The sequence below is a fragment of the Microbacterium luticellae genome (assembly GCF_050408645.1).
Lineage (GTDB): Bacteria > Actinomycetota > Actinomycetes > Actinomycetales > Microbacteriaceae > Microbacterium.
The window spans coordinates 349196-370438 of sequence record NZ_JBNTKE010000002.1 but is presented as its reverse complement, the minus strand read 5'-3'; the positions used below and the strand labels follow the sequence as shown (position 1 = coordinate 370438).

Annotated in this window: 22 protein-coding genes, 1 tRNA gene and 2 pseudogenes; 10 read left to right on the top strand and 15 right to left on the bottom strand. The window is 60.8% G+C overall.

What is annotated here, in order from left to right; genetic code table 11:
- The first annotated feature begins 184 nt into the window (after positions 1–184).
- The 5 genes from rpmB (at position 185) to ACQUSW_RS07430 (ending at position 3696) form a co-directional block, all read left to right on the top strand.
- Entirely contained in the window at positions 185–421 is a 237-nt protein-coding gene (gene rpmB, locus ACQUSW_RS07450) for a 50S ribosomal protein L28 (protein WP_428931656.1), read from the top strand.
- Entirely contained in the window at positions 421–591 is a 171-nt protein-coding gene (gene rpmG, locus ACQUSW_RS07445) for a 50S ribosomal protein L33 (protein WP_428931655.1), read from the top strand. The genes rpmB and rpmG overlap by 1 nt, the downstream gene beginning before the upstream one ends.
- 2 nt (positions 592–593) lie before the next feature.
- Positions 594–899 (top strand): 30S ribosomal protein S14, encoded by a 306-nt coding sequence (gene rpsN / locus ACQUSW_RS07440; RefSeq protein WP_428931654.1) that lies wholly within the window; start codon positions 594–596, stop codon positions 897–899.
- Positions 900–1227: 328 nt separating this feature from the next.
- The gene (locus ACQUSW_RS07435; RefSeq protein ID WP_428931653.1) at positions 1228–1515 is read left to right on the top strand and encodes an HU family DNA-binding protein; all 288 of its coding nucleotides are present in this window, start codon (positions 1228–1230) and stop codon (positions 1513–1515) included.
- A gap of 117 nt (positions 1516–1632) precedes the next feature.
- The gene (locus ACQUSW_RS07430; RefSeq protein WP_428931652.1) at positions 1633–3696 is read left to right on the top strand and encodes a bifunctional copper resistance protein CopD/cytochrome c oxidase assembly protein; all 2064 of its coding nucleotides are present in this window, start codon (positions 1633–1635) and stop codon (positions 3694–3696) included.
- A gap of 62 nt (positions 3697–3758) precedes the next feature.
- Here the strand turns inward: ACQUSW_RS07430 and ACQUSW_RS07425 are convergent, their stop codons facing one another.
- Positions 3759–4829, bottom strand: coding sequence for a hypothetical protein (locus tag ACQUSW_RS07425; RefSeq protein ID WP_428931651.1), 1071 nt, complete (start codon positions 4827–4829; stop codon positions 3759–3761).
- Between the two features lie 106 nt (positions 4830–4935).
- Between ACQUSW_RS07425 and ACQUSW_RS07420 the strand changes: the two genes are divergently transcribed.
- On the top strand, positions 4936–6330 hold the full coding sequence (locus ACQUSW_RS07420) for an ATP-dependent DNA helicase (RefSeq protein WP_428931650.1): 1395 nt from the start codon (positions 4936–4938) through the stop codon (positions 6328–6330).
- On the opposite strand, the gene ACQUSW_RS07415 is transcribed toward ACQUSW_RS07420, so the two are convergent.
- Together ACQUSW_RS07415 and ACQUSW_RS07410 are read right to left on the bottom strand one after the other, a co-directional pair.
- The gene (locus tag ACQUSW_RS07415) at positions 6310–6957 is read right to left on the bottom strand and encodes a biliverdin-producing heme oxygenase (protein WP_428931649.1); all 648 of its coding nucleotides are present in this window, start codon (positions 6955–6957) and stop codon (positions 6310–6312) included. The genes ACQUSW_RS07420 and ACQUSW_RS07415 overlap by 21 nt on opposite strands.
- 66 nt (positions 6958–7023) lie before the next feature.
- Complete coding sequence (locus ACQUSW_RS07410) at positions 7024–7329, bottom strand: DUF2470 domain-containing protein (RefSeq protein WP_428931648.1); 306 nt, start codon at positions 7327–7329, stop codon at positions 7024–7026.
- A 121-nt stretch (positions 7330–7450) separates the two neighbouring features.
- On the opposite strand from ACQUSW_RS07410, the gene ACQUSW_RS07405 reads away from it, so the two are divergent.
- Entirely contained in the window at positions 7451–8785 is a 1335-nt protein-coding gene (locus ACQUSW_RS07405) for a serine hydrolase domain-containing protein (protein WP_428931647.1), read from the top strand.
- A gap of 32 nt (positions 8786–8817) precedes the next feature.
- A complete protein-coding gene (locus ACQUSW_RS07400; RefSeq protein ID WP_428931646.1) occupies positions 8818–9717 on the top strand; it encodes a bile acid:sodium symporter family protein in 900 nt (299 codons plus the stop codon).
- On the opposite strand, the gene ACQUSW_RS07395 is transcribed toward ACQUSW_RS07400, so the two are convergent.
- The 9 genes and pseudogenes from ACQUSW_RS07395 to ACQUSW_RS07355 form a co-directional block, all read right to left on the bottom strand.
- Positions 9714–10496, bottom strand: a complete 783-nt coding sequence (locus ACQUSW_RS07395) for a hypothetical protein (protein WP_428931645.1) — start codon at positions 10494–10496, stop codon at positions 9714–9716. The two genes, ACQUSW_RS07400 and ACQUSW_RS07395, sit on opposite strands and share 4 nt — an antisense overlap.
- A 183-nt stretch (positions 10497–10679) precedes the next feature.
- Positions 10680–11297 carry a hypothetical protein gene (locus ACQUSW_RS07390; RefSeq protein ID WP_428931644.1) on the bottom strand — a complete coding sequence of 206 codons (618 nt, stop codon included), beginning with the start codon at positions 11295–11297 and terminating at the stop codon, positions 10680–10682.
- Positions 11294–12778, bottom strand: a complete 1485-nt coding sequence (locus ACQUSW_RS07385; protein WP_428931643.1) for a GMC oxidoreductase — start codon at positions 12776–12778, stop codon at positions 11294–11296. The genes ACQUSW_RS07390 and ACQUSW_RS07385 overlap by 4 nt, the downstream gene beginning before the upstream one ends.
- A gap of 82 nt (positions 12779–12860) precedes the next feature.
- A complete protein-coding gene (locus ACQUSW_RS07380; RefSeq protein ID WP_428931642.1) occupies positions 12861–13364 on the bottom strand; it encodes a hypothetical protein in 504 nt (167 codons plus the stop codon).
- Between the two features lie 476 nt (positions 13365–13840).
- A pseudogene (locus ACQUSW_RS07375) lies at positions 13841–14232 on the bottom strand (transposase); the annotation flags it as partial.
- Positions 14233–14317: 85 nt separating this feature from the next.
- Positions 14318–14503 carry a hypothetical protein gene (locus ACQUSW_RS07370; RefSeq protein ID WP_428931641.1) on the bottom strand — a complete coding sequence of 62 codons (186 nt, stop codon included), beginning with the start codon at positions 14501–14503 and terminating at the stop codon, positions 14318–14320.
- Between the two features lie 23 nt (positions 14504–14526).
- Complete coding sequence (locus ACQUSW_RS07365; RefSeq protein ID WP_428931640.1) at positions 14527–15321, bottom strand: GAF domain-containing protein; 795 nt, start codon at positions 15319–15321, stop codon at positions 14527–14529.
- 9 nt (positions 15322–15330) lie between these two features.
- The gene (locus ACQUSW_RS07360; RefSeq protein WP_428931885.1) at positions 15331–15501 is read right to left on the bottom strand and encodes a helix-turn-helix domain-containing protein; all 171 of its coding nucleotides are present in this window, start codon (positions 15499–15501) and stop codon (positions 15331–15333) included.
- Positions 15487–15834, bottom strand: a pseudogene (locus ACQUSW_RS07355) (recombinase family protein); the annotation flags it as partial. The pseudogene ACQUSW_RS07355 and the gene ACQUSW_RS07360, both read right to left, overlap by 15 nt.
- 272 nt (positions 15835–16106) lie before the next feature.
- Here ACQUSW_RS07355 and ACQUSW_RS07350 point away from each other — a divergent pair.
- Entirely contained in the window at positions 16107–16376 is a 270-nt protein-coding gene (locus ACQUSW_RS07350) for a hypothetical protein (RefSeq protein WP_428931639.1), read from the top strand.
- Between the two features lie 136 nt (positions 16377–16512).
- On the opposite strand, the gene ACQUSW_RS07345 is transcribed toward ACQUSW_RS07350, so the two are convergent.
- A tRNA-Gly gene (locus ACQUSW_RS07345) sits at positions 16513–16583 on the bottom strand.
- A 58-nt stretch (positions 16584–16641) separates the two neighbouring features.
- Here ACQUSW_RS07345 and dcd point away from each other — a divergent pair.
- Positions 16642–17247 carry a dCTP deaminase gene (gene dcd / locus ACQUSW_RS07340; protein WP_428931638.1) on the top strand — a complete coding sequence of 202 codons (606 nt, stop codon included), beginning with the start codon at positions 16642–16644 and terminating at the stop codon, positions 17245–17247.
- An 87-nt stretch (positions 17248–17334) separates the two neighbouring features.
- Here the strand turns inward: dcd and ACQUSW_RS07335 are convergent, their stop codons facing one another.
- Complete coding sequence (locus tag ACQUSW_RS07335) at positions 17335–18762, bottom strand: MFS transporter (RefSeq protein WP_428931884.1); 1428 nt, start codon at positions 18760–18762, stop codon at positions 17335–17337.
- Positions 18763–18968: 206 nt separating this feature from the next.
- Positions 18969–21185: a vWA domain-containing protein gene (locus ACQUSW_RS07330; RefSeq protein WP_428931637.1), complete on the bottom strand. Its 2217-nt coding sequence runs from the start codon at positions 21183–21185 to the stop codon at positions 18969–18971.
- Positions 21186–21243: the final 58 nt, after the last annotated feature.

Genomic DNA, 21243 nt, shown 5'->3' with positions numbered 1-21243 from the left:
GATGCAGCAGCACAGCGTTCGTGGTAAGGTAGACCGTTGATCTGTGCGCTCTCCTGTGCACAGTTCGTCTCTCACCGTGCGTCTTCATTCCAACTCTGTTGCGGGTGTCGGGCGTATAGGGGAGGGGCAGACAAGGGATCTTGGGTGAAACCAACCGGTTTCACGGTAATGAAGGAGTCATCACATGGCAGCAGTGTGCCAGGTGACCGGTGCTGTTCCCGGCTTCGGTCACAACATTTCGCACTCGCACCGCCGGACGAAGCGTCGCTTCGACCCGAACGTGCAGAAGAAGACCTATTTTGTGCCGACGCTCGGCCGCAAGGTTACCCTCAATGTCTCGACACGGGGCATGAAGGTAATCGATGCGCGGGGCATCGACAGTGTTGTTAAAGACCTCCTTGCGAAGGGTGTGAAGCTCTGATGGCGAAGAAGGCTCAGGACGTACGTCCGATCATCAAGCTGCGTTCCACAGCTGGCACGGGATACACCTACGTGACCCGCAAGAACCGCCGCAACACCCCCGACCGTCTCGTGCTCAAAAAGTACGACCCGGTCGTTCGTAAGCACGTCGATTTCCGCGAGGAGCGTTAATTATGGCGAAAAAGAGCAAGATCGCTCGTAACGAGCAGCGCAAAGAAATTGTTGCGCGCTACGCAGAGCGTCGCGCCGAGCTGAAAAAGGCGCTTGTTAGCCCCCACTCGACCGATGAAGAGCGCGAAGCCGCTCGCCTCGGCCTGCAGAAGCTTCCTCGTGACGCTTCGCCGGTGCGTGTACGTTCGCGTGACGCCATCGACGGCCGCCCCCGCGGAATGCTGAGCAAGTTCGGCATCTCGCGTGTGCGCTTCCGTGAGATGGCACACCGTGGCGAACTGCCCGGTGTCACCAAGTCGAGCTGGTAAGCAGCGAGCTTCATAAAAGCGCGGGGCGGGGTTCTTCACGAATCCCGCCCCGCGCTTTTGTTCACCCCGGATGCCGCGCACCAGACGCCGCAGCGCCACAGCAGACGCGTCGCTCACGCGTGCAGAAATAGTCGAAAAACGGCTCGCAACACTCGAAAACCCACCAAAACGCCCAGATTTTGCGAATTGATCTGAGAAAACCCGCGAAATGATGCGGAAAACTAAGGTTCGGTTGGTACATTCGAGTCGGTCATTCGACCAACGGGGGGCATCCGCTCTTCGAAACATCTCACACGACGCGGCGGGACCCCCGTCGCTGGAGGATGAAATGGCTGAGAAGTCCATCACCAAGACCGAGCTCGTTGCGAGCATCGCCAGCGCCACCGGTCAGAGCCAGGCCACCGTGTCGGGCGTGCTCGACGCTCTGTTCGCGACGGTATCTGACGCTGTCGCAAAGGGCAGCAAGGTTTCGATCCCTGGCTGGATTGCTTTTGAGCAGGTTGACACCGCTGCCCGCACGGGCCGCAACCCGCAGACCGGTGCCGAGATTCAGATCCCGGCCGGTAAGCGCGTGAAGGTTACCGCCGGCTCGAAGCTGAAGGCTGCCGTCAAGTAAGCGTCACACAACGACGACTGCTACAGAAGACCACCCTTGCCGCATGGCAGGGTGGTCTTCTGTTTTTCTGAGAACACAACGGTTCTGACCCATAGCTGAGAGTCCTAGGCTGGTAGGGTGACCCCCCGTTCATCTGCCGTGTCGTACCGTGTGGCTGGCGTTGTCATTTTGTTGGTGGCTGGCCTTGTGGCAACCGTTGTTGCCCTGTGGTTGGGCGGCGGTGCTGCCCCTCTTGCGCTGGGCGATGCAGGCCCGATCGTGCGCTGGGGGCTGCCGGCCGTCAAGATGGTGATGAATATCGCGGCGGCTGTCATGTTCGGCTCGCTTGTTTTGGCGCTTTTTTCTTTGCGTAGCGGTGAGCGAGCTTTTGATGTCGCGCTCGATACGGCCTCGGTGGGGGCGGCCGTATTTACCGTGACGGGGGCGGCGTCGGGCTTTTTTACGTTTATGGCGGCGTTTAACGCCAAGCTCAGCGCGGGTCCCGAATTCGGGTCGCAGCTGGGGCGCTTTTTGGTTGAACTACCACTCGGCAGAGCCTGGCTGATCTCGGTGGTCTTGGGCGCGATCGTCACGATTATGGCTTTTGCGTGGCGGTCGTGGACGCCAACCCTGTTCACGGCAATTGTGGCCGGTGCATCTTTCCTGCCGCTGGCCGAGCAGGGGCACTCGGGTGACCTTGAAGGCCACGCGCTCGCGGTTGATTCTTTGCTGTTGCACACCGTTGGTGCGGCGGTCTGGGTGGGCGGCCTGGTGCTGGTTGTGGTGCTGCGGGGGGTTCTGAAACCCGCCGGGGCTGCGGCATCCGGTAACCCGAAGCGTCTGCATGGGCGCGCTAAGAGTCCGGATGCCGCAACTTCGCTGGGTGTCGTGGTCGAGCGTTATTCGTCACTGGCGCTCGTGGCTTTTATTGTTGTTGCTGTTTCGGGTGTGGCGCGGTCGCTGGTGGGGATGACCCGGTGGGAAGAACTGTTTGCGCCCTATGGCCTGATTGTTATCGCTAAGGCGGTGCTGCTGGGGCTGCTGGGGCTTTTTGGTGCCTGGTACCGGATGCGGCTGATTCCGTGGATCGATAAGGGCCGCGGCGGTTCGTTCTGGACGCTGATTCTTGCCGAACTAGTGCTGATGGGTTTCGCTTCGGGCGCTGCAGCGGCGCTCGCGCGAACGCCTCCGCCCTCGGGTTTGCAGCCCGCAGTCGACCGCACGCCGGCAGAACTGCTTGCTCGGCGTCCGCTGCCGCCAGAGTTTACGATCGACCGGTGGTTCACCGAGTGGTATCCGGGACTCATTTGGATGCTGGCCACCGCGTTTGGCATCGTCTTCTACCTGTTGGCTGTTCGCCGTCTGCACCAGCGTGGTGACTCGTGGCCGATTCACCGCACGATCGTGTGGATTGTTGGACTGCTGTCGTTCGCCTGGGTGACGAATGGGCCGCTGAACGCCTACGAAGCTTTCCTGTTTAGCACCCACATGCTGGCGCACATGATGCTGCAGATGGTGATTCCGATTCTGCTGGTGCTCGGTGCCCCCGTGACGCTTGCTCTGCGCGCGCTCGATAAACGCGACGATGGTACGCGGGGTGCGCGCGAGTGGATTCTCTGGGGCATCCACTCGCGGTATTCGAAGATCATTACGCACCCCTTTGTCGCTGCTGCGGTGTTTATTGTGTCGCTGTGGGTGTTCTACTTCACCGACGTCATTCGCTGGGCAATGCGCGACCACTACGGCCACCAGTGGATGGTCGTGCACTTCTTGATCGCCGGGTACCTGTTTGCGTTGACGCTGATCGGTGTCGACCCCATTCCGTACCGCCTGCCGTATCCGGGCCGACTGCTGACGCTGATCGGCATTATGGCCATGCACGCGTTCTTTGGCATCGCGATCATGATGCAGTCCGGTCTGATGGTCGCCGAATGGTACGGCTCGATGGGGCGCACGTGGGGGCCGACGCCGCTGGAAGACCAATATATAGGCGGAGGCATAGCGTGGTCGGTGGGTGAGATTCCCACCCTGATCTTGGCGGTGACCGCCGCTATCCAGTGGAGTCGAAGTGATGCGCGCGCCGAGAAGCGGCGTGATCGCTTTGCCGACCGCACGGGTGACCAAGAACTTGCTGCCTATAACGAACAGTTGGCGGCGTTGGCGGAGAAAGATCGGCGTCTGGCCGAGACAGGCCGCGAATAAGCGGCAGGCAATGCGCAGCGGACGAAACCGCTACGGGCCTGCCTCGCTACACGTTTGTCTTGCTACGTATCTGCCGTGGGTGCACCGCCCACGATGATCGATACCGAGCCGTCGGGGAGAACATGGATTTCTCCGGTCACGGTAAAGGGCACGTCTTGTTCGAGCTGCTCGATTGTGCCGTCGTAGATGAGCTGCACCTCCACCGAGAGGTGAGCCAGGGCTGGGGTCGGTGCAATCTTCCATTCCGCGCCATCGGGTTCAACGGTCACCTGCGGCATGGTGGGGATCGACCACGTTGGTTCGTCTGTGATGTAGTTCTGCACGAGCATGCCGAAGGGGCAGTCGGTGGGTTGCAACACTTTTTGTGTCGCGCACGCGGTGAGAAACGCTTCAACCTGCTCTTGCACAACGCCCGTAAACTTTGTGGTCGCTGTGGTCTGCACATCGACGGGCACGGTTGTGAGGGGTGCATCGGCCAGCACGCTCACGCCGGGCGTGGTGGCAATCGCGGTGTCGACGCTGACGGTGTAGAGGCCAGGCGAGAATACGAGCAGGGGCACGGGTTCTTCGCGAGCCGAGTCGATTCCGAGGGCGGCTACCTGACGACGGTCGAGCGAGAAACCGTTGACCGCAAACTGGTCGGAGCCGAGCACCGTCAGTTCGATCACCGAGAGGGGGCTCTGTGCGAAGCGCCAGCCGGGTGCGATGCCAATCCAGCCGTCGCGCTTCACTTGAAAGGTGGTGCTGCCCGAGTGAATGCCCGCCACATAGTCGACGGTCACGAAGGTGACGTCGCCGTCGTTGCGTTCGTTGACGACAGCAACGTCGCTGATCGGAGACAGCGCTGCGCTGCGCAGGAGTGCGTCGGATGCCGTCGCATCGATGCCGGCTTTTTCTCGCTGTTCGGCGCTCAGGTCAACACCCGGCACGAGCAGTGCTTCTGCCGTGCGCCCTTCGGCGAGAAGAGACAGATATTCTTCGACAAAGGCCGAAGGGCTGTAGAAATGTTTATAGAGTGAGGCGCTACCGGCAACTGTTGCCGCCAGTAAGAGGATGCCGATGGTGATCAGTATGCCGAGGTCAGACACGAGTGTGCCGCGACCGCGGGCACGCTGATGAGTCGACAACTGCATGGCGCAAGTCTATTCAGGTGCCGTTGTGCTGTTGCCGAATGCGCGTAGCATTGTTCGCGCTGCCTCGGTATATGTGACTGTGTAGGGGTGTGAGAAACCGAAGATTATGGGTGTGTCCGTTTTGTCTACGGAACAGCAAGAGCTGTTCGACCTCATCGAGAATACCGATGAGCACGTGTTTATTACGGGGCGGGCGGGCACCGGTAAATCAACGCTTCTGCAGTATTTCTCTGCAAACACACGCAAACAGATCGCTATCTGTGCGCCGACGGGTGTGGCTGCTCTGCATGTTGAGGGTCAGACGATTCATTCTCTTTTCCGTCTCCCCATCGGGCTCATTGCCGATTCGCGTATTGACCAGAGCGAGCCGGTACGAAAAGTATTAAAAGCTATTGACACGCTGGTGATCGATGAGGTGTCCATGGTCAACGCCGACCTCATGGACGCCATTGATCGCTCTCTGCGGCAGGCGCGTGGCCGCAGCCTGCACCCCTTTGGTGGTGTGCAGGTTGTGATGTTTGGTGACCCATATCAGCTCGCGCCCGTTCCACCGCGCGGCGACGAACTGCGCTATATCAACGACCACTACCGATCGCTATGGTTTTTCGATGCAAAGGTGTGGGCGGGCCCCTGGGTAGAGGCTCCGGATGCTGCATCCGAGGGTCTTCTCGATATTGGTAGCCACGGTGCTGCTTTACATGTGCGCGAACTGGTCACCATTCATCGTCAGGCTGATGATGCGTTTAAGAGCATGCTTAACGCCGTGCGTTTCGGACGAGTGACGGCCGACATTGCAAACGTGTTGAATACGGCGGGAGCCCGCACACCGCCCGAACCCGAGCCGGAAGAGACCCCGATTATCACCCTGGCTACGCGCAACGATCGAGTAAATAGTATTAATGCTCGTCACTTAGCTGCCCTATCGGGTCGAGAGCAGACCGCAGTCGCCGAAATCAATGGTGATTTTGGGCGTGGTGATGCTTACCCGGCCGATGCCGAACTGAAGCTCAAAGTGGGTGCGCAGGTGATGTTTCTGCGCAATGACGGTGTGGCGCCAGGAGAACTACCGCGCTGGGTAAACGGCACGATCGGGACGGTTACGCGCATTGTGGGCGGCACCGTCAAGGTCGATATTGACGGCGACGAGGTTGAGGTCGAGCCGGTTGTGTGGGAGCGCTTTCGCTACGCCTATAACCCCGGTACGAAAACGTTATCGCGTGAGGTGGTGGCAGAGTTTACGCAGTTTCCGCTGCGGCTGGCGTGGGCCGTGACCATTCACAAGTCGCAGGGCAAAACGTACGACCGCGCAGTTATCGACTTGGGTTCGGGTGCTTTCGCTCCCGGGCAAACCTATGTGGCGCTGTCGCGATTGACGTCACTCGACGGGCTCTACCTTTCGCGCCCGCTGCGGCCCAGCGATATTCGAGTCGATCCCGATGTGCGTCGGTTTATGAAAGCCGCTTATGAGGCCCGGTTGGCGTCAAGCAACCTGCCGAACTGAGTCGAGTGCTTCAAACAGTTCGGTGTTGAACCGGTAGGCCAAGAGAACCTCGTCAATAATGCGGTCGCGTTCTTTTTCGTCCCATGGGGCAGCGTCAAGCTGGTCGCGGTACACGTTCTTAAACTCATTCGGGTCGGCGATTGCGTCGAACAGGTAGAAGCCGACACCGTTGGTCTCGAACCCAAACTGACGTGCCATAACACGGCCGATAAAGATGCCGCCCGAGAGGTCGCCGAGGTAGCGCGTGTAGTGGTGGGCAACAAAGCCACCGGCCCAGGTGGAGCCGACTTGGCGGATGCGCTCAACGTAGCGTTCGGTGGTGGGCAGCGCCGTGATTCGTTCGCGCCAGTCGTCGCCGATCAGAAACTCAAGGTCGGTTTCGAGGGCGGGCAGACGCGTGAGCTTGTCGGTAATGAACACCGAAGCAACCGGGTCGTTACGCATGAGTTCGGCGGCGTGCTCGAGAGCTTCGTAAATAAAGTAGTGCTGCGCAACGAGCGAAACGTAATCTTCGCGAGTTGCTTCTCCGCGAAGCAGATCGGCCATAAAGCCCGAGTGCTCGCTGCGCGAATGTGAACCCGACGAACGTTCGCGAAGGGCAGCGGAGAAAGAAAGAAGCTCTGTCATGAGATTCATTGTAAGGGTAGGCTAAACTTCGCCGCCACTCCGGATGCCGCACCCGGGCGCTTCTTCTTAGTGTGAACGGGGTTTCACGCCGAGCTTTTCACACGCCATCGTGTAGATCACAACCACCTGGCGTCGCACTTCGGCACGCTCGCTGATAGGTGCATCCGGCCAGCCCACTGCCAGCAGCTCGGGTTCAGCGTTGCCGCGCTGTACCTGCCAGCGGGCTGCGTTCTCGTCAAAGTCGACAAAGGTGCTGCCCGTAATGTCGTCGCCGCCGAAAGCGCGGGCAATGAGCAGGTTGTCGTCTGCGTGGTCGTCGTTCATGTGGTGCCGCACAGCAGCAACAACGTCGTCAGAAAAAGGGTTCGCCATGCGCCCACTCTACGACCGATACCCCTTTGTGATCGTACTCACAGCAAGCTGACATGCGGGGGATGGAGGGCTGACCCAGACAACACTCATAGACTCTAGAAGGAGGATTCAGGGGGGTCCGATGGGTTTTTGGTCGCAGATGCGTCGCACCGGGGTAATGGTAGCGACCGTGGCACTGGCGATGACCGTGGGCGGATGCGCGGCATCACCATCGGTTGACTACACGCCCATTCCTCAAGCAGAGGGTGATTTACCCGCGGCCCTGCAGGAACAGCTTGAATCAGCAGTGACCACCGCCATGGCAGCATCCGGTGCTTCCGGTGCCATTGTGGGCGTGTGGGCACCCTGGAGTGGGTCATGGGTTGCTGGCCTTGGTACACAGGGCGTCGACAGCGACGAACCTGTCACGCCAGAGCAGACGTTTCGCGTGGGGACCGTGACGCGCCTGATGACGTGCGATCTGCTGTATTCGATGGCCGACCGCGGCGTGGTAAAACTGAGCGACTCGGTCACCACCTACGTTTCGGGCGTGGCTGATATGTCGACGGTGACGCTGCTCGACCTGTGTAATGGCACCGCGGGCGTCACTTCATCGGCGCCGACTCTGCGCAATAACTGGCTGATCAACCCCACCCGAGAATGGGGGGCGCGAGAACTTGCAAGCTATGGTCTGCAAAAGAAAACAGGGGCACGAGGTGCCTATGCCGACTCCGACGCCGGTTATCACCTGCTGGGCGCGGCCCTCGAGCGCGCCGGTGATGACACAGCTAGTCGCTTGCTGAAAAAATATGTTTTTGATCCGCTGCGACTAAAAGAGACGAGCCTTCCTGGGCCGAGAGCCGCCGAGCCATCAGAGACCGATGCGCTGCGTGGCTACTACCTGCAGCCTTCAGAAGACGACCCATCGAAGCTCGACTGCGCAGCGCCCGTCGATATTACGGTCAGCTCATCAAGCATCGGTTTCACCGATTCGGGCGCTGTTTCTACCATCACCGACCTCGGTCGCTACATGCAGGCCGAAGCAGCTCAGGCCCTGCGCACACAAGAGAAACCACCGCGCTTCGGTGCGCCGCTACCCGCATATAACGGGGCCCCCTCGTGGTATCAGGCCACGGGCGGTGCCTATGTGGTCGGCTCGATGATCGGGCAGCACGGCTGGGCTCCCGGCTATATCACCGCAGCCTATGCCGACCCGGAAACAGGGTTTACCGTGGCCGTGGTGCTCAACAGCTCTTCGGCGGGCGCCAACACGATTGCTGCGCTGGCATGGCAGCTTGCAGCGCTGGCGTCGAAAGCGCCGGCAGTAGAGGGCTTTACGGCGCCAGAATTTGGGCTGCCCTTCACGGCCGAAACCTATGGCGAACAGATCGTCAATTCGGCGCTGTGTGAGATTCCGCCCGCTGACGCCGAGAGCGCCGATGACGGTGACGCCGAGGGAGAAACTTCGGCCCCCTAGTATTTCGCGCACGGTTCGGCCACTATGAGGCCATGGGATCAGCGTTGACCACCATAGGGCTGCCGGTCGCCCTGGGGATTATTATGTTCGGCCTCGGCCTGAGTTTGACGGTCGGTGACTTTGCCCGAGTGGCAAAGCAACCGCGTGCCGTCATCATTGCACTGCTGTGCCAACTCGTACTGTTACCGGTCGTATGTTTTGGCCTCGTGCTGGCGTTTCGCCTACCACCCGTTCTTGCCGTGGGCATGATGATGCTCGCCGCTTCTCCCGGCGGCACCACCGCCAATCTCTATAGCCACCTGTTTCGCGGCGATATTGCGCTCAATATTTCGTTGACGGCCGTGAACTCGGTGATCGCGGTTGTGACGCTGCCGGTGATCACCAACTTTGCTATCGCGTGGTTTCGGCCGTTCGACGACCAGTTGGGCATGCAGTGGTCAAAAGTTCTCGAGGTGTTCGCTATCGTGCTGCTGCCCGTGGCCCTGGGAATGCTCGTGCGGCGCTGGAAACCCCGCTTCGCCGAGGGTATGGACAAACCCGTGCGTGTAGCATCCGTCATCATTTTGGCGGTTGTGATCGCCGGGGCCGTCGCCTCTAACTGGCAACTGTTGGTCGACAACGTCGCGGCACTCGCGCTGATCACGGTGCTGTTTTGTCTCATTAGCCTCGCGGTGGGTTATGTGGTGCCCCGGATGCTGCATGTTGCCCGGCCCCAGGCTGTTGCATGCTCGTTCGAAATCGGCATCCACAACGCCACGCTGGCGATCGTTATCGCCCAGACCGTGTTCGGTTCGATGGAGTTGAGTCTTCCGGCTGCCGTGTACGGCGTACTCATGTTCTTTATCGCGTTCGCGTTCGGATTTCTTATTCGCGGTCGTGCAGCCAGCAGCGATGACACACAAGAAGAACAGGCAGAGGCCGTGGTGAGCTAGCCAGCCAGCATGAGCGTGATGCGATACACGCCCATAATCACCACGCTCGAAGCAAACGGAAAAAAGAACAGCACGATGCGCGACCGCAGCAAGCGAGGAAACCGCGGTGGCAGAGTCTTCGACAGCACGCCCGCAACGAAATACGAAAGCCCGCACACCAGACCCACAAGCGTGCCGAGCCCCAGGCCCCACACGAGCCAGTCGTACAGCGAAAGTTCGTGCGAAACCGGCATGAAGGCGCGAATTGCCACACCCACAAAAGCACCGGTGGCAGCACCAAAAGTAACGCCGCGACCGCCCATATCGAGCGCTGTCGCCGCCACGGGCGCCCATAACGAACGCATACGCAGCCAGTCACGCCACCGACGCATGAGCGGGTACGGGTTGCGGGTTACCGCCCGCAGCGTTGGGATATCGCCGCTGTGCCGCACCCCCACCACAACGGGGTCAGCCATTCTGCTGACCCGCCGCCGCTGCCACGCATCAAACAGCACAACCCGGCGTGAGTCCGTAGGGTCGACCCATCGCAGCACTCGGGTCACGACACGCGCATCACTCTCATAAGCAGTGTGCTCATACGCCTTGATGCGCCGCTGCACAGTGTGCGCCCAACTGGCATCATCATGCGCACCCGTAAACAAGGACCGCAACGATACTCGCGTAGAGGCGCCGAAAAATTCGCGCATGACCGCGCCAGGGGCAAGCAGCTCGGGCTGCAGCATCCGGATGCTTGTCAGGGTGGCGACATCAATGCGGCGCTCGATGTCTGACCTCGTCAAAAACAACATGGTGGCGCTAGCGCTAACCGTCAAGCATGTGAGTAACGAAAAACCCGCCGCTACTGTGAGCAGTTCGAGCCAAAAGGGAGTAGAAATCGTGGCTCCTCACGCATGCCGGCGGATGCTGGTTTTCCGTCGATTCTATGCTGCGCAGCGCTCGCCGTTGGTGCGAGGCTTCACGACCTAGGCGCTGAATCCGGGTACGAGCCCGAGCTGTGCCGACTCTGACGCGAGTGCGACCCCGTCGGCAAATGTGACCGCATCGACCAAGACTGTGAAGTCGGGGCTCGCGAACACGCGCGGCACGAAGTACTCCAGCGGTACCGTCACGGTCTCGCCGGGGGCGACGGTGCGATTCACCTGCAGATCATAGCGACGAGGCGCCGTTGTGGCAGGAATCGTGGGTGTGGAGTCGAGCAGCCGCACGTCGGTATTGAGGCTCCGCGCCTGGAGGCGGTAAGCGAGCGTGCTGATGGTGTCTTGCGCTTGCATTTGAATCTGCAGGCGTCCGCGCGCACCCGCAATAGGAGTGCCGGTGGGGTTGGTGATTATGAGGGCGGCAGGAAGCCACGCGGGCCACGACCTGCTGGTTGAACCCTGCCGATAAACACGAACCGACCCGCCCGGTGTGTCGAGGGTTTCGGCGACCTGTACGACCAGGCCACCGGCATCCGGTTGTAGGGGAGCACTCGCGGCCGCTGCAGGAATCGCGACGGCCGTAGCAACGACGGGAGTCGACCATACCGAGGCCTGCAGCAGGCGGCGCCGGCTGACGGTGAGGGCTTGTTTGGTGTCGGTCATGAGAATCGTCCTGCCGCGATGAGTTTGTCCATGATGCGTTCCGCGAGTGCGGTGATAGTCACGAACGGGTTGACGCCGATTTTTGCCGGAATCAGTGAACCGTCGATCACGAACAGACCGGGCGCTCCGTGGAGTTCACCGTTCATGTCGGTTGTTTGTCCGAGCACGGCGCCACCGAGCGGGTGATACGTGAAGTGGTCGGAGTAGGCTTTTCCGCCGTCGAGCATGGTGGTCAGCGTTGAGCCGCCGTTGACCTGGTTGAGGCGATCAATCACGGCCCGGGCTGCTGTGATGCTCGGCGCATGCATGTCGGGCGTCCACGACAGCGCGAGGGTGCCACTGGCGTCGATGCTGTATTGGGCCTGGTTGGGGTTGTTGGTGATCGCCAGGTATCCGAGAGCGCGCGTTTCGATGCCGACGGGCAGGGGCGCTATCTCGGCAAAGACGCTCGCATCGGTGTCGTCCCAGGCGTCGAGTGCTCGCACGGGAATGGTGGACTGGTGCGCACCGACGGCGCCGGGCACCTGACGCATGACCATGGTGTTGCCGTTGGGTCCCCAGCCGTGGCCGAGGCTGTCGTCGAGCCCGGTGAGGTCGCCTTCTGCCTGCGCGCGAAGTAGCAGGCGGGCGGTGCCGACGCTTCCGGCGGCCAGAATGACACGATCATACGTGCGTTCCGATTCGGCTACGACCGTGCCGTCGTCGACGATTTCGCGCAGCGAGAGCGTGTAGGTTCCGGATGCTGCTCGCCGCAGCCTCGTCACCTCGGTCATTGTTGATACACGTACACGCCCGGTCGCAAGCGCCGCTTGCAGATAGGTGCGGGTGAGGCTGTTTTTGCCATGGTTGTTGCCGTAGATGACTTCGCCACCCGTGGCAGAGCGTGATACCCGACCGAAAGACTCCATGCGCAGATAGTTGGGGTCGTACACGTTGGGTACGTCGACGGTGTCATAGCCTGCTGCACTGTTATGTTCGGTGGCTGCGCGCGCAAAGCTGTAGTACGGCGAATAGTGCACGATGTCGCGCGAGATGCTGCGTACGCGCAGGCGCTCTTGGGCGCGAGGAAAGTATGTGCCATACATTTCGTCAACGTCGACGTCGGGCAACACCTGGTGAAAGAAGCTGCGGGGCGGAACAACCGCCATGCCGCCGTTGACGAGTGAACCACCGCCGAGCCCGCGCCCGGCATAGACCTGCATGTGCGCGAACTTCTCGACTGCGAGCACGCCCGCCCGCGACGGGATTGTCCGGTTAACAACGTCGAGCCCAAAGAAATAGCGGTACGGCAAGATGGTGCGATTTTCGAACCAGAATGAACGCCCGTCGGGCGACAGCATAGACGGAAAGACTTTGCCGGGTGCTGCCGTGGCATCCCAGTCTTTACCCATCTCGATGAGGTCGACGGTTATGCCCTGTGAGGCAAGGCGATAAGCAGCGACGGCCCCGCCGTAACCAGAGCCGATGATGGCGATAGACACGTGTCTCTTTTCGGTAGCGCACACCACTCGGGCGTGAGCAAGAAGTGCTCACGCCCGAGTGGTGACTGTCTATAGGGTCGCGTTACTGCCAGGTGCGGGTGGCCAGCACGGTGGTGCCGTCGCTCACGGTGACCGTAACGGGACGAACTGCTGCGACGTAACCGGTGAAGTTCATGTTGACAAATGCTTTTTCGCCAGTGCTGATGTCACCGGTGACCGACAGGGTTTTTGTCGTGCCGTTTGTGGAGCCCGTGCCGTTAGTGGGTACGTGAATGTAGTTGGAGTCGGAGTTGCGCTGCACTTGGAACATGCGTCCGCCGGTGGTGACCGGGCTAATGACAACGGTCAGCACGGTGCCGGCGGGAACAGCGGTGAGAGCCTCAAAGCGAATGTCGCCGGTGAATGCTCCGGCCGACCATGTCACCTGACGAATCTGCACGTCGAATCGGGGTGCGGGGGTGGTGGGGTCAGATGCAGAAGCAAGGGGTGCGGTAGCTGCAACGGCGATGACCGGCACCGACCAGGCTGCGCTTTTGAGCATGGTGCGGCGGTTGACGGTGATCGAGGTGGGGAGGTTTTCAGTCATGAATGGTTTCTTGATTGGGGCAACGAACGCCCGCAGCAAGGCTGCTGGTTCATCGAGGGGAGGGGTGTGGTGTGGGCAACTACCGTTCGGGCGCGAAGGCTCATTTCCGATTGCCTCGAACATCATGCCACATGTTGTCGCAAAAACAACCATGCGGTGTCGCCTTTTGGGCCATGTCACACGGTGATTGTTCGTAACGCGCAAATTTTTGGCGCAAATGTACACTCACCCTGCTCGAACGGCGTCTACGGGGTGCAAGAAAGGTCACTTCCGCTAGGCGAGACCCGTGAGGCTTGGGCTATTGCCGCTCCTGCGGTGGGATCCATCTCGTAGACGGCAACGCGATCCCGCGCTCGTCCAGGTGTTCGACCAGTCGAAGGGCAATCCGCCGAAATCGAGATCACCGCACTACCGGTGACCGTTCCGGCACCAGAGATCATTTCTGAGAAGCGAGACCCGGATCATCAGGCCCTGCGCTCGACCCCGAGCCGCCGGCCAGCGACCACATCGTCCTTGTTCTGGTTAACGAATCGAACTACATCTTGTGTTGCCAGTCGAGCTCCGCCCCGAAGAAAGGCGCTGCCCGCTTCAGGATCTCATTCGCGCGCTTCAGCTCACGCACCTCTTGCTCAAGTTGCCGCATACGTGTTTGCTCGTCGGTGGCGACCCCTGCTTTCACTCCGTGATCGATATCGGCTTGGCATACCCAGGCGCGCACTGACTCGACGCCGTAGCCGAGCTGTTCCGCGACCCGGCTGGTCGTTCCTTAGCTTGTACCAAGCTCGGCACGCAATTTGCGCACCATCCGGACCGCGGCAGCTTTATCTTCAGTGGAATAGCGGTGTCCCTTGTTCTCGTGTTGGGTCATGACTCCATTCTCCATCCGCAACTCTGGAGCCTCCAACGAGCCAGAGTGCAGGCAGTGTCATACGGTCACCGCCGACAAGTTGAGATCAGTTCGGGTTTGGCTGGAAGCCGATCTTACGGACGGCAGTCCTCAGCCGTCCGCCAGACTCCGCGCGGCGAACTTCTTCGCTGTGGATGGTGCGGAACTGCCGCTCGATGTCGGCAGTGCGGGCGCGATCCGCGTCGGTGTAGTGTCCAGCCATACCCGTACGTGAGTGGTTGTGGTTGGTCATTTCACTACCTCCTTTTCGATCCATCATGCCTTGTCTTGACCGGGTATGGCTACATTTCGGTCGCTTTTCACAGCAAGAAGTGCGGACACCAGCACAGCAATGTTCTCCAGGAACGCGACGTGGACATCGGTCAGGTGGTTCTTCCGAGCGCTGTTCACGGAGATCATCCCTACTGGCTCGCTGTTGACCAGGATGGGCACGGAGATGAACGCTCGATACTTGCGTTTCGTGTTCTCCAGGCACAGCTTCTCCTGGTTCTCTGGCGACTGTACGTCGTCGCAGATGGTCACCTGTTTTGCGAGCACACGATCTACGACAGCAGACTCTTCCCTCGAACGCGCGTCTCTCTTCTGAGTCTTCTTGAATCGGTCGCGTGCTGTTCCTGCCGCGCGGTTCGCTCGGTAGAGGGTTGTTCCGTCAAGCAGGTATACGTTGGCGTCCGGGGTGTCGCCGTCCTCCGACTTTACGAACTGGGCGCATCGCGCCGTGATGTCGGTAAGTCCCTCTGAGACGTTCGTCTCGTCGAGAGCGGGAGCGATGCTGATGAACCTCTCAGCGGCGGGGATAAGTGTCAAGCGCAGACCTGTGAGCAGTTGCGCCTGTGTCGTCTTCCTGCGCTTTTCGTAACTCCGCACACCGACGATCACACCGACCACGGAGAATGCGCTGGCTAAGACCGTGAGGATGATAGCCAGCGCGGGACTGAACGTCACGAGACGTGTGTTGAAAACGGAGATCAGCGCAAGCCCGACCGTGCCGATGACAGCCAGAATGTGCCACCCTGCACGGTCTACGAGACCTCCGAGCTTCGAGAACATGCTCCGACTTTATCGAGAACCCGCGAGAACCCGCGCGATGGTGCTCTTCCCAACGCCAAGCGCGCGTGCGATCTGCGCGTAGGAAGGTCCGTCCCCGTAGAGCCGAACGGCGTCAACCTGGTCGGGCGATGGCGCCGGAGGTCGCTCGAGTCGGGTGCCTCGCTCCCGCGTAGCCCGCACGCCTGCGGTGACCCTCTCTCGGATGACCTCGACATCCGTCTGGGCGACAGCCGCCAAAATGGTGAGCACCAGGCGACCCACCGTACCCGCCGTCGAGATGCCGTCCGAGATGGTGCGGACGGTAACCCCGCGTTCATCCAGGGTCTCCACCATCCGCAGGAGCGCGGCGGCGTCGCGTTCGACGCGGTCGAGACGCCAAGCAACGATCTCGTCGCCCTCGCGCGCGTGCTCCAGCAGAGCAAAGAGCCCTTCACGGGTGATGGGGGCGGTGGTGCCGGAAACGCCCTCGTCAGGGAAGACCTTGGTGACCCCGGCGCGTTCGACAGCGTCCTGTTGGAGCGCGAGCGTCTAATCCTTCGTGCTCACTCTCACGTAACCCAGCAGCATGTGTCCATCCCTCCCGAAATGGTGCCGAAACGTGAAGCATTCCCGAACGGGAATACGGAACGATCAGCCAACTCCAAAGGACCGGCGGACAACCAAACCCTCAGCAGACCCCGTGCGGAACAGTTCGCCGCAGAACTCGAGAGCGGACTCACCGTCCGCTGGGACGCAAATGAACGATGCGTCGGGGTGACAACATTCTCGCGTGCGTTCGACCGCTCGTGACCCCGCGCATCATCCATGTTGCCGAGCGCATGGCTGAGCGTTCAGCGAGTGTCCTGCGGGCGATCCTGCTCCACGAAGCAACGCACAGTGCCGACGCTCTGCGTGGCATCGACATCCCCGCCGAGTATGGCGAGCTCGACTCGGGCGTCCCGGCAGGCGAAGCGTTCAGCGATTGCGTGTCGTCAGTGTTCGAGCCTGACGCGCTCGGCGATGTTGGTTACCTGCCGGACGGGTGTCCGACTGATCTTCAAGATCATGAGCTCTAACTGCTGTGTATCTGACGGCCTCTCAAAGCAAGCAGAAAGCAAGCAGAACCCTCGATTTCGACCCTCAGAGCGCTTGTGAGGGTATTCCCCGGAAAGTGCGAAAATCCCCGGAATGACCAGGGATTTTCGCAATGAGAGGGGCTGACGGGAATCGAACCCGCGCTGTCTGCTTGGGAAGCAGAAGTTCTACCATTGAACTACAGCCCCGAACCGAAAGGTGCTCGGTAAGCATAACAAATGCGTGGGTGCCCGTTAGGCTAAAACCGTGCTGCTTTCTGATCGTGACATGCGCCGTGAACTGGCTGAGGGCCGGATTGGTCTTGAACCGTTTTCTGAAGAGATGGTTCAGCCGTCAAGTATTGATGTGCGACTTGACCGGTATTTTCGGTTGTTTGACAACCACAAGTACCCGTTCATCGACCCCTCGCAAGACCAGCCTGAGCTGACGCGGCTGATCGAGGTTGATCCGAACGAGCCTTTTGTGTTGCATCCGGGAGAATTTGTGCTTGCCGCCACCTTCGAGAAGGTCACGCTGCCCGACAATATTGCAGCCCGGCTCGAGGGTAAGTCGTCGCTGGGGCGGCTCGGCCTCATTACGCACTCCACCGCAGGTTTTATCGACCCCGGGTTCACCGGCCATGTCACGCTCGAACTCGCCAACGTCGCAACCCTGCCGATCAAGCTATGGCCGGGCATGAAAATAGGGCAGCTGTGTTTCTTTCAGCTCACCTCACCCACCGAACACCCCTACGGCTCAGGTCCGTACGCTAACCGTTACCAGGGTCAGCGGGGGCCAACGGCGTCGCGTTCGCACAGCAACTTTCACCGCACCGACGTGGGTGTTACCGACGAAGGTTCGCACGGTAACTAGCGTTCTCAGACACGCGCAAAAAAGCAAAAAACGTCAAGCACCGGATGCCGCACCCGACCGGTGTGCAGCATCCGGAACTCTCTCGTGTTAACGGCGCTCGGGTCGCACGTGCGGGGGCAGTTTGACCAGCAGTAGCAGGCCGAGCCCGATTGCAAGGATGATGGCGATGCCGAGAATGCCCCAGTAGGTGGCGCCGAACCAGGCGATGAATGCCGTCCACAGTGCCGGAGCCATGAAGCTGGCGACACGGCCCGTTGTTGCGTAGAGGCCGAAAATTTCGCCCTGCAAACCAGTGGGGGTTACGCGCGCCAGAAGTGAACGCGATGCGGCCTGCGCGGGCCCGACACAGCCCGACAGGATGAGTCCACAAATCCAGAACGGCAGTTTGCCCTGGTCGTGCAGCATAAACACGACCAGTGCCATGACCACCAGAATGCTCAGTGTCGTGACGATCACGGCCCGCGCACCAAAGCGGTCGTCAAAGCGGCCCGCAAAAATGGTTGATACTCCGGCCACAATATTGGCGGCGATACCAAAAATCATCACCTCGTTGCTGGTGAAGTGGAACACGGCCGCCGCCAAAATACCGCCGAACGCGAAGACCCCGGCAAGGCCATCGCGGTAGACGGCGCTGGAGATGAGAAACCAGAAGGTGGGGCGGTGGGTGCGGTGAAGACGCACGATGTCGCGCACGAGCTCGACATAGCTGGCAAAGAAGCCGACGCGGGGTGCACCAATGGCGGCGGGAGGCTCGGGCACGTTGAGAAATAACGGAATGGCAAACACAACGGTCCACGCGGCGCAACCGACAGCGATCAGTCGGTAGGCCATGCCGTTCGAGGTGTCCATACCAAACCACTCGAAAGTGGTGAGCACCACGATAATGGCCAGCGCAATAATGCCGCCAATGTAGCCCAGGCCCCAGCCGAGACCACTGACGCGACCAATAGTGCGCGGTGTCGACACACTGACGAGAAGAGCGTTGTAGTTGACGCCGGCGATCTCAGAAATCACGGCACCCACTGAGATTACGATCGCGCCGTACCAGAAGAACTGCGGGTCGGCCTGCACAAAGAACAGCGCAAACTGTGCCAGGGCGAGCAGGGCTGTCGTGACGAGCAGCCACTTCTTTTTAGCACCGGCGCGGTCAGCCGACTGGCCGAGAACGGGTGCGAGCAGCAGGATAAAAATGCCCGCGAGCATCGACACAAAACCGTAGCCGCTGGTGAGGTCGGCAATCGCCCGCTCATAGACGGGGTCGTCGGCCGGTAGCGCGGCAATCTGCGGGTCAAGAAAGCTGTCACTCGTGAGATACAGCGACACAAAAACAAAGGTGAGCAGCACCGAGTTAAACGGCTGCGTCGCCCAATCCCACATCGCCCATGACGCGACTTTTTTACGGGGAATAGGGGTTTCGTCACCACTTTCGGCAAACGTGGTGCCGAAGAGCCCTAGCGCATCGGTGTCGGTAGTGGCGGGTGGGGTCGGAGTTTTGTGGGGGCGAGGGGCATTCATATCGGTCACGCTAATGTTCTCCCGTGAACAGCCGGTGTCGTGGGCCGCGACTTCGTGTGGGCGGCAGAGTTCCGCGCCCTCGCGGTGTATGCCAGCGTAGCGCTCGGCAGGCGCGAGTGCTGGCAGCCCCGGATGCCGCAGCCCAAACGGCCGGTGGGCCGCATGGCGTATCACCGTGCGGCCCACCGGCCGTGTCATTCGTGCTCTTAGAAGCTGGTCACCAGGTCGCCCAGTACTTGTCGTAGCTTGAGCGGGTCGGTGGCGTCGTAATAGTGGGCACCGGTCGACGACGCGATGGCCTGCAGCGCGGCAACGTCTGCTTCGTCACTGTAACCGAGAGTGAACACCAGTACCGGGGTTTCGGTGTGCAGCTTTTGTAGCGTTGCGTTCATCTGCTTCTCGGTGGTGGTGGGAGTGTTCGTGTCGTCTTCGCCGTCACTGAGCAGCACGATGGCGTTGATGCGGTCGGACGACCAGATCTTCGCCTGTTCTTTCGTGTAGCGGTCGATCGCCTCATACAGGGGTGTGTCACCCATCGACTCGATCGAGTTGAGTGCCGAGAGCAGGTCGGCGCGGTTGACTCCAATATCGGCGACGGGTGTGAGCGTACCGGGAACAAATTTTCCATCAGCCGACTGCGCAAATGCCGCCAAACCTACCTGGTCGCCGGGCGTGAAGTGGTCGAGTGCCTCTTTCACGGCCTTCTTCGCCAGGGTCAGGCGCGTGTCGGTGTCAGAGATCTCAATATCCATTGATCCCGAAACGTCGAGCAAGAAGAGCACATTGGCGCGCTTGCGAACATCGGGGAACGACGATTGCACGGCGGTGACAAGACGGTTACGAGGCATGGCCAGAACGTCGGTGGCCTGCGCCTGCAAGCGACCGACCTGGGTCACTTCGGCGTCAAGCATCCGGTTGAGGTCGCGGTAACCCGACTCGCGAACCGCGGTTTGGCCTTCGATGGTGCTGGTAAAACGCACGAAGTCTTCTGCGGCGGCCGCTGTTTTGTCGTTGACCCAGGCGCCCGATAGCACCATGGCCGGATTATCGGCCGTGTAGTAGCCGTCGGCGGGGTACACAGGAACAAGCGGATCTTTGGGAGGTTCGCCCACAACGCGTGTCTCGCCGTCGGGGCTGACGATACCGCGGTTGTAGTCCCACACCGACTTTTCGTCGACGATCATGGCTGACAAGAAGTCTGCTGATGATCCGGATGCTTCGGCTGCGCGCGCTCGCCGCAAGAAGTGCTGCGGGGTGACCATGTAGTGGCTGGTCGAGAGTTCGTATTCGCGAACAATACTGCGCACTTTCGGGTCGTCGATCTTTGCTTCCGAGAGGTCACCGACGGTGCCGGATGCTGCGCCATAGGCCGTCAGCATGGCTGCACCACCGCTCGTGGCCACAGTGGGGCTGGTCTTGCCCAGCTTGAACGAGCCCCATTCGGGGTGGCCGAGGTTGCTCCACACGTCGGGGTCGCCCGCGGTTTCGAAGATTTCTTGCCACGTGGGTGTTGTGGTGTCCCACCCGATGGTGGTTACGAGGGACTCAGGCATGCCGAGCACGATGTCGGAGTAGGCCACCTGTGCACCCGCATTGCGGAGGTTGCCGGGGTGGCTGGCGCGCGAAATATCGGCCCACAGGCTCGAGTCAGGAAGCCAGATGCTGGGCTTATTGGCTTCTTTAGTGTTGGGGAAGCCCGCGGCGACCTCTTCGGCAGCAACGCCCGACTTCTCTTCTTTTGTGACAACCGTCACGCACGAGCCGCCAATATTGCGCGGTGCACTGCTGTATGCCTTTGCCAGATTCTGCACCATTTCGGCGTTCTCAAGCGACGACAAGACGGTAACGACTGTGCACGGTTCGGCACCGGCCGCGGCGGCGGGGGTGTCAGGAAGGAACTCGACGGGACCCTCTTCGGCGAGACGTTTCATAATGTCGAGCCCGGAACCCTGATCGGCCGTGGTCTCGGGCGGAGGATTGAGGTTTGACAGCACGAGCGTCGAGACGGTGATGAGTGAGGCCGCCAGCAGCGCGATGGCAGCAATCGCGCCGCCCAGCAGTAGCGGCCGCCGTTTCTTCTTCTCTTTCTGCGTCGCGGCAGCACCGGTCACGGGCGGAACAGCGCCCGAGGCAGGTGAGGCGGCGGCAGGCGTGGCAACCGGTGCGGTGGCCTGGGGGGCAGCATCCGGTGGCGTGGCGGCTGGAGCGCTGGCACTGGAGGCTGCTGCTGCGGCCGCGGCACGTGCCTGCGCCCGCGTCTGTGCGGCGGGGTGTGCTTGACGTTGCGAAGCAGGTAGGCCACGTGTTGTTGCGGGTGGCTCTGCGGACGGCGGCGATGGTGCGGCAGCGGAAGCGTCGGCTGCATGCTGTGCGTCGAGGTCGATGTGTGTGGATCGGCGCGCGCCGATCGGGCGGTCGGACATGAACGTACCTTTGGGGGGATTCGGGCGACGGAACGATCAGGGCGTCGTTGTCATGTGT

Bases quoted from the DNA above. Each gene is read 5' to 3' on its own strand.
- ACQUSW_RS07365 (WP_428931640.1), bottom strand. From the start codon at position 15,321: ATGTTCTCGAAGCTCGGAGGTCTCGTAGACCGTGCAGGGTGGCACATT.
- ACQUSW_RS07400 (WP_428931646.1), top strand. From the start codon at position 8,818: ATGGGATCAGCGTTGACCACCATAGGGCTGCCGGTCGCCCTGGGGATT.
- rpmB (WP_428931656.1), top strand. From the start codon at position 185: ATGGCAGCAGTGTGCCAGGTGACCGGTGCTGTTCCCGGCTTCGGTCAC.
- ACQUSW_RS07420 (WP_428931650.1), top strand. From the start codon at position 4,936: ATGGGTGTGTCCGTTTTGTCTACGGAACAGCAAGAGCTGTTCGACCTC.
- ACQUSW_RS07415 (WP_428931649.1), bottom strand. From the start codon at position 6,957: ATGACAGAGCTTCTTTCTTTCTCCGCTGCCCTTCGCGAACGTTCGTCG.
- ACQUSW_RS07435 (WP_428931653.1), top strand. From the start codon at position 1,228: ATGGCTGAGAAGTCCATCACCAAGACCGAGCTCGTTGCGAGCATCGCC.
- ACQUSW_RS07335 (WP_428931884.1), bottom strand. From the start codon at position 18,762: ATGAATGCCCCTCGCCCCCACAAAACTCCGACCCCACCCGCCACTACC.
- ACQUSW_RS07380 (WP_428931642.1), bottom strand. From the start codon at position 13,364: ATGACTGAAAACCTCCCCACCTCGATCACCGTCAACCGCCGCACCATG.
- ACQUSW_RS07370 (WP_428931641.1), bottom strand. From the start codon at position 14,503: ATGACCAACCACAACCACTCACGTACGGGTATGGCTGGACACTACACC.
- ACQUSW_RS07425 (WP_428931651.1), bottom strand. From the start codon at position 4,829: ATGCAGTTGTCGACTCATCAGCGTGCCCGCGGTCGCGGCACACTCGTG.
- rpmG (WP_428931655.1), top strand. From the start codon at position 421: ATGGCGAAGAAGGCTCAGGACGTACGTCCGATCATCAAGCTGCGTTCC.
- rpsN (WP_428931654.1), top strand. From the start codon at position 594: ATGGCGAAAAAGAGCAAGATCGCTCGTAACGAGCAGCGCAAAGAAATT.
- ACQUSW_RS07330 (WP_428931637.1), bottom strand. From the start codon at position 21,185: ATGTCCGACCGCCCGATCGGCGCGCGCCGATCCACACACATCGACCTC.
- ACQUSW_RS07410 (WP_428931648.1), bottom strand. From the start codon at position 7,329: ATGGCGAACCCTTTTTCTGACGACGTTGTTGCTGCTGTGCGGCACCAC.
- ACQUSW_RS07390 (WP_428931644.1), bottom strand. From the start codon at position 11,297: ATGACCGACACCAAACAAGCCCTCACCGTCAGCCGGCGCCGCCTGCTG.
- ACQUSW_RS07405 (WP_428931647.1), top strand. From the start codon at position 7,451: ATGGGTTTTTGGTCGCAGATGCGTCGCACCGGGGTAATGGTAGCGACC.